Below are 7,184 nucleotides of genomic sequence, written 5' to 3'. Positions count from 1 at the left end.
CGTTATCGTTCTCTAAAAAATTGAGCAATCATATTGGGGCAATTTGGTACTTTGTGCATCATTACAATGCCTCTCTTCGTTCGTGACCATTACTATTCAGCACTACCCAAATTTCTTCTTTTTTAGCCTGTAAAGCTTTGAGTACGCCAAAACGTATCGGCCGATGGTGCATTACTTTATGGCGTTCGTTCATTACAAATTTGATACTTTTTTTAATTTTTTCCCATTGGTTTTTATCCTCAAAATACTGAGCAAAAACATCCCATAAAACAACTTTTTTTGTTTTATTTATAAGTTTAGTTCTAACTTCTGCAACTGATTCACAGTCTAAAAGTAACTCTGTTAGCTCGCTTACAGTTAGTTGTCTGCTCTCTGACCATTCGGATGTTTCAGCAGTAATAATTTCAATTAAGTCATCGAATTGAGTACATTCTAAAGGATCAAGGGGTGTACCATCTTCCTGATGCTTCTCATGAATTGGCTGGACTTTACTCTGAAGCTTAGCAGGAGCTGTTGTATGCCACCAATCAAATCCAGAAACTTCTATGAGAGCTTGGCTAACAAATACTCGAAAGCGTTGCTCTATAGCTGATAAGATGGGATATGCTTGCTGCCGTATCTCATCACCTACCTCATCAAGTAACCGCTGGCATTTAAGTTTAGATTTCCCAATAATTTTCTTATTAATTTCGTTATGGCAATTATCAATAATTTTTAGCTCTCCTTTAATTATCACTTGAAGAGATGTAGAGTAAATTGCGTTTACTGATAAATGGATAATGGGAAGAAATTCTTGAAGTAACTCCTCGATTTTTTGTTTAAGTTCTTCCAAAGAAACTTGCGAATTATCAAACAAAAATCTTTAATGTGTATAATTTATTATCAGTAGACATTCTACTTTAATCTCTCAATCTATTTCTTTAGCCTAGCGGAACACAGTGGATTCTGCCCACCAAAGTTTCTGGAAAAATCTACAGCAGAATTGAACAAAGTTTGCAAGTTGAGAGAGGGATGCTGTTTAGCTTCCGGTGGCGTGGTTAAGATGCGATCGCTTACTGGTTTTATGGTTTGTTCTCCTTACCGTACTGGAGATAAGAGCGAAGTCTGAAAAAGGGCGGCTAGTGCAGCCACCCTCAACAAAATTAGGCAACTAATTGGCGATCGCGATCGCGGGCATCTACTGCAAGTACGAGACACAAAGCAGCGAGAGCAGTTTGCCATTCCTGACGCACTTGGGCATCCTCTACAGTCTCAAATAACCCTACCAGGCGAGGAATTGAGCGTTCTAAAGCAGGACGTGGAACTGGACGGTGTAAGTCTACCAAGTGCCTCAGGCTTTCCTGACGCTTTAGGAAATTAACCACCCATTGAGTCGTATGATCGGGGCCATCTGGGACGCGCTCCACCTTTAACTCGTTTTTGAGCCAATCATAAAAAGGCGGTAGCTTGTCTTCCAAAACGGCCTTTGCTATCGGCAAAGTTTGTTGCAGCAACGAGATATTTAAACTATCTAGTTTCTGCTGAATTGCAGGCGAGTTGAGCAAATCCTGCAAGCTGAGTGAGAGTAGCGTTTCTACTTGAGAATCCGAGAGATTGAGGTGTTGAGTAAAGGTATTAAGCATGATGAATTCGTTGGTCGCTGAGTATTACTATTGCAGTTTTGGATTGGCAAGACTATGAGCTACCTCAGTTAGTCGCCGCTTAGTTTGTGCTTAGCTTGAGAATTCTCCGAAAGTGTCAGCAGAAAAGCTAGATTCTCTTCGGCTTTTAGAGCGTGGGAAGCATTGGCAGGCATGAAGATAAAACCGCCCGGTTCAAGTGCAATTTCTTGCCCCTGCAAAGTTAGTAGCCCGCGCCCTTCAATGACGTGGACAGTCGCATTTCGAGGCGAGGAGTGTTCAGAAATATCTGTACCTGCGGCTAGACACAACAGCGTGTATTGACAGCAGGCATCTTTAAGCAAAACTTTGCTGAGGACTCCCTGAGGGGGATACTCAATCTTTTCTGGCAGTTGAATCGCTAAAGATGAATGAGACATCAGTGTAGTAGTCATGGTTGATTCACTTTTTTAGGCGCGTTTTGCACGCAGGACGATGTAACCCAAATCCTGTTGATATTGCTGGAAGACACGGCGCATTGCCAGGATTCGTTTCCGAAGCGCTGGGCGCGTCAGAACATTCCACAGAATCCGGAGGGTATCCACAACGCCTTCGTCTTGAAGTACCCGACGCAGATTCAACAAACCCATTGACCCGGTTTGATGCTGTTGTACTTGCAGTCCGGTAGCTTCACAAGCAGCCAGCCAATTTGCCTCAGATAACGGGGTAGAATTGACCCGAATTACCTGTGCTAAGGCTTGATGAATCTCCGCTTCCTGGTTACGGGCGAGTAATTCGTGGCAAAGAAATTTGCCTCCTGTCTTCAAGCGATCGCGCACCCCAGCCAAAATCTTGACTTTCCCCGGTACAGATTGCATGGTTAGAATCGCTTCTGCCAAAACATAATCAAACTGTTCGGAGATAGCGTCCAGGTGAAACACATCGCCCTCAATGATTTCCACTTGACTTGTTAACCCCGCCGCCTCAATGTTGGAACGGGCACGGGCTATACTTTCGGGGTTTTTCTCTACGCCGACCATCCGCACGCCGTAGCGTTGAGCCAGAGCGATCGCACTGTAGCCAAAACTAGAAGCTAATTCCAGAACTGTCTCACCTGCTTGGAAGTCTGCCCACTCAAACAATTGCTCTGTCGCAATTCGTCCGCCGGGTCGCAACATTTTCTTTCCGGCTGCGGCTAGAACTTGATGTCCGGTGGCGGTTTGGAAGTCGAGGGTTGCGTTGGTCATTTCCTTGACCCTCCTGTGTGGTGATATCTTCACTTTGGCAGGAGGTTTCAAGTACGTCTTTGAGCTAGCTCATATTAGGAGAATTATCTATAGCAGTTCTCTATTGGATCTAATACGGTTTCTCCCCACCCCTGCCCTTTCCGCGAACGGGGAGGAGTTCAATATTCGCCCCTCTCCGTAAACGGAGAGGGGTTGGGGGTGAGGTTCCTTAGAATTGTGGATTCCATAACAGGTAAAATTCACGTTTTGTAGGGGCATGGCAATGTGCCATGCCCCTACCGATCACTGGGGAAAACGGTTAACTGAGCGTCAATTAGCTAGACTGAGTTGCTAGTAAATCAGCAGGGAGACGCTTGAAGGCAAGGCGCTCATTTTCCACATCGACAAAGATGGTGTCTCCGTCGTTGAATTCGCCTCGCAAAATCCCTTTAGCGATTTGCGTTTCCAGTTCCCGCTGAATTGCACGCTTGAGCGGACGCGCTCCATAAACGGGGTCATATCCGACTTCCGCTAAGAAGTAAAGGGAAGCATCGGAAAGTTTTAGGGACATCTTGCGATCGCTCAACCGTGATTCGAGTCGCTTGACTTGCAACTGCACAATCTGCCGCAATTCCTGCTTGTTCAAGCCGTGGAAGATGATAATCTCGTCGATCCGGTTTAGGAACTCCGGACGGAAACTCGTCCGCATCGCATCCATTACCCGACTCCGCATTTCTTCGTAACGGGATTCATCGCTGGCAATATCTAGGATGAACTGCGATCCGATATTGCTGGTCATGATAATAATCGTGTTCTTGAAGTCTACGGTATGACCGTGAGAATCGGTGACGCGACCATCATCAAGAATTTGCAGCATGATGTTGAACACATCCGGGTGCGCCTTTTCGATTTCGTCGAACAGCAACACCGCGTAGGGACGACGCCGGATGGATTCCGTCAGTTGTCCGCCTTCGTCATAACCGACATAGCCGGGAGGCGCACCAATTAAGCGAGAGACGCTGTGCTTCTCCATATACTCGGACATATCGATCCGTACCAAGGCTTCTTCTGTATCGAACAGGTAAGCCGCCAAGGCTTTTGCCAGTTCCGTCTTCCCAACGCCCGTGGGACCGAGGAAAATGAAACTAGCCGTCGGACGATTCGGATCGGCTAAACCAGCACGCGCCCGTTGGATGGCATCGGCAACTGCTGTCACCGCTTCAGCTTGCCCAATCACGCGCTTGTGCAGTTCATCTTCCAATTGCAGAAGTTTTTCTTTCTCCGATTCAACGAGTTTGCTGATGGGGATACCCGTCCACTTGGAAATGATTTCAGCAATATCGGATTCGGTGACTTCTTCGCGTAAAAGTGACTTACCACTATGCTGAGTTTGAACGAGTTGGGCTTCTGTCTCTTCTAGCTGTTGTTGCAACTCGGTCAACTTGCCGAATTTCAGCTCAGCCGCTCGGTTAAGATCGTATTCTCGTTCCGCCTGTTGAATTTCCACATTCACCCGATCGATTTCTTCTTTTAGGGTTTTGCGGCGTTCGAGAACATCTTTTTCAGCTTGCCACTGTGCATTCAGCGTCCGTTGATCTTCTTTGAGATCGGCAAGTTCTTTTTCCAGTCTCTGTAACCTTTCTCTAGAAGCCGGATCGCTTTCTTTTTGCAGAGAAAGCCGTTCCATTTCCAACTGGAGGATCTTGCGGTCGATTTCGTCGAGTTCCTCTGGTTTGGAGGTACTTTCCATCTTCAATCGCGCCGCCGCTTCATCTACCAAGTCAATCGCTTTATCTGGGAGGAAGCGATCGCTAATATATCGAGTAGATAGCGTCGCTGCTGCCACTAACGCACTGTCAGAAATTTTCACGTTATGGTGCGTTTCGTAGCGATCTTTCAACCCCCGCAGAATCGAAACCGTATCTTCTACGCTGGGCTGATCGATATAAACTTGTTGGAAACGACGTTCTAGCGCCGCATCTTTTTCGATGTATTTGCGATATTCATCCAGGGTTGTGGCACCGATACAGCGCAATTCACCCCGCGCCAGCATCGGTTTGAGCAAGTTACCTGCATCCATCGCGCCTTGAGTCGCACCCGCACCAACAACGGTGTGGATCTCATCAATGAACATGATAATGCTGCCCTGAGAATCGGTAACTTCCTTGAGAACCGCTTTTAAGCGTTCTTCAAATTCACCCCGATACTTGGCACCCGCAATCAACGCACCCATATCCAGCGCAATCAGTTTGCGATCGCGCAACGACTCCGGGACATCTCCGCTAACAATTCGCTGTGCCAAACCTTCAGCGATCGCAGTTTTACCTACTCCCGGTTCGCCAATCAGCACCGGGTTATTCTTGGTGCGACGAGACAGAATTTGGATCGTGCGGCGAATCTCATCATCGCGCCCAATTACCGGGTCTAACTTCCCTTGACGAGCGAATTCTGTCAAGTCGCGCCCGTATTTTTCTAAGGATTCGTACTTGCCTTCTGGATTTTGGTCAGTCACTTTTTGGCTCCCGCGAACTTGGGCGATGATAGTTCTTAGCTTGTTTTCATCCAGCTTAAATTCTTGAAACAAAGCCTTCCCAAAGCGATCGTCTTTGGGATAAGCCAGCATCATGTGTTCGATGGAGATGAAGTCGTCTCCATACTCTTTGCGAAATGCTTCAGCCCGATCCAGCAGAGAATCCAAGCTACGTCCGACATAAACTGAGGTGCTACTGCCGGAAGTTTTTGGCTGACGCTTGATGAAATCTTCGGTGCGTTCTCTGACTCGCGACACATTTACACCCGCTTTGTTCAGAATACTGCTGACGAGTCCTTCTTGCTCCAGCAGTGATTTCATCAAGTGTTCGCTTTCGATTTGTTGATGCTGGGCAGATTTAACAATATCTGGGGTGCGAGTGATGGCTTCCCAGGCTTTTTCTGTAAATTGGTTGGGGTTAGTTGGTTGCATGAGGACTACTGATTAACAGACCACTCCAGACACCCATAACACAGAAAAATCAGCATTACATCTGGCTTATGGCTGTCTCTACGGTCATTGTAGATAGCTGTGGACAATGCCAGGATCGGTATTTGCGTATCCCCGGTTGGGTATTACCGCCCCAGACACAGAATATCTTTAATAAACCCTTAACCAACCCACCTCGCCTTCGTCAATTTTTGAGATAAGGTATACTAGCTTTAATCCTTTGTTAATCTAAAGTTAATTAAATATTTCTGATTAGCTAAATCATCAATTTAAAGCTTAGCTCGACTCGGCACAAGCAACCGCAGTGCCTTAACTTCTCATGAAAAAATAAACTTTTATTTATTTCTCACGCAATAATCTTCAAGAGTATCAGCAAGATGAAACAACACCAATCAAAAATTGAACCAAGTTCAACTTATTTAAATCGCTTTAAAATTTTACTACCGATCCTGCTGTTAGCATATATACCCCTTGTTGTCATTTTTATTATAATTAACTCGCAAAATGTAATACCTGCAAGGTATCTGACCAGAGATCCATTAGCAATTGTAGTTCAACCATTTTACTTAGGAATCATTTCTAATCTGGGTATATTGTTTTGGTGTTCCGCAGCAGCGATTTGCTTTTTTACTTTTGCTGTTCTCCGCAAAGATTCTGAGCAAAGAATTCCGAAGTTATTTCTGCTGTTTTCTGGACTTGTCACCTCGGTTCTTTTGTTCGATGATTTTTTTCTTTTGCATGAAGATGCTTTCCCTAACTATTTATTTATCCCTGAAAAACTTGTGTATCTGGGATATGGAATCATGCTATCTCTCTACCTAATAGGCTTCAGAAAAGTCATACTGAAAACGGAATTTATTCCCCTATTCTTAGCGATTGGGTGGTTTGCTTTATCAGTATTAGTGGATTCTGGGAAAATTCCTCAACCCTCATCTTTAGGGGGAGGAAAAGTAGGAGAAGTAACATCCCTGCTTGAAGATGGAGCAAAGCTATTAGGAATAGTCAGTTGGTTTGTTTACTACACAATGGTATGTATCAAGCAGATAAAAGACTCTAGAGTACAGCAAATTGAGGTGAATTGTCAAGATAAAGAATTTCACTCAGAAACAGTACGTTAACCCCAGCGCTGGTGATATACTCTCAACCCTATCTTCTTATACCAATTGGGTTTGAGTTTGACACAAATAAGTTTAGACTTCTAAATCCCTGCTAAGACTAGCGCCTCGATGATAAATTTCCATCCTGTAACAGATGCAATAATGGTTTGGTTTAAATCCTGTAGAGCTTTTTTTACTCCAAACCTTAACTCATCGAGATTAGTAAACAGCTCCCACTTGAGCGCTTTTTTGATTTCTGACCACAACCGCTCAATCGGATTGA

Annotated in this window: 6 protein-coding genes and 2 pseudogenes; 2 read left to right on the top strand and 6 right to left on the bottom strand. The window is 45.1% G+C overall.

All coding sequences use genetic code 11. The features are described from left to right. Positions 1-86: pseudogene (locus tag H6H02_RS26310) on the top strand (IS1 family transposase); the annotation flags it as partial. On the opposite strand, the gene H6H02_RS26305 reads toward H6H02_RS26310, so the two are convergent. The 5 genes from H6H02_RS26305 to clpB all read right to left on the bottom strand — a co-directional run bounded on the left by H6H02_RS26305 (position 62) and on the right by clpB (position 5,786). Next, complete coding sequence (locus H6H02_RS26305) at positions 62-856, bottom strand: hypothetical protein (protein WP_190823355.1); 795 nt, start codon at positions 854-856, stop codon at positions 62-64. The pseudogene H6H02_RS26310 and the gene H6H02_RS26305 overlap by 25 nt on opposite strands. A 286-nt stretch (positions 857-1,142) precedes the next feature. Next, positions 1,143-1,622, bottom strand: coding sequence for a hypothetical protein (locus H6H02_RS26300; protein ID WP_190823353.1), 480 nt, complete (start codon positions 1,620-1,622; stop codon positions 1,143-1,145). Positions 1,623-1,690: 68 nt separating this feature from the next. After that, positions 1,691-2,053 carry a cupin domain-containing protein gene (locus H6H02_RS26295; RefSeq protein ID WP_190823351.1) on the bottom strand — a complete coding sequence of 121 codons (363 nt, stop codon included), beginning with the start codon at positions 2,051-2,053 and terminating at the stop codon, positions 1,691-1,693. A gap of 15 nt (positions 2,054-2,068) precedes the next feature. Then, positions 2,069-2,845, bottom strand: a complete 777-nt coding sequence (locus H6H02_RS26290; RefSeq protein WP_190823349.1) for a class I SAM-dependent methyltransferase — start codon at positions 2,843-2,845, stop codon at positions 2,069-2,071. A 313-nt stretch (positions 2,846-3,158) separates the two neighbouring features. Further along, positions 3,159-5,786, bottom strand: a complete 2,628-nt coding sequence (gene clpB, locus H6H02_RS26285) for an ATP-dependent chaperone ClpB (protein WP_190823346.1) — start codon at positions 5,784-5,786, stop codon at positions 3,159-3,161. Positions 5,787-6,181: 395 nt separating this feature from the next. Here clpB and H6H02_RS26280 point away from each other — a divergent pair, with 395 nt between their 5' ends. After that, positions 6,182-6,922: a hypothetical protein gene (locus tag H6H02_RS26280; protein WP_190823344.1), complete on the top strand. Its 741-nt coding sequence runs from the start codon at positions 6,182-6,184 to the stop codon at positions 6,920-6,922. An 80-nt stretch (positions 6,923-7,002) separates the two neighbouring features. Here H6H02_RS26280 and H6H02_RS26945 read toward each other — a convergent pair. After that, positions 7,003-7,184 (bottom strand): annotated as a pseudogene (locus H6H02_RS26945) (IS630 family transposase); the annotation flags it as partial.

This window comes from Coleofasciculus sp. FACHB-1120 (assembly GCF_014698845.1).
GTDB lineage: Bacteria > Cyanobacteriota > Cyanobacteriia > Cyanobacteriales > FACHB-T130 > FACHB-T130.
This window is presented reverse-complemented; position numbering and strand designations above follow the sequence as displayed.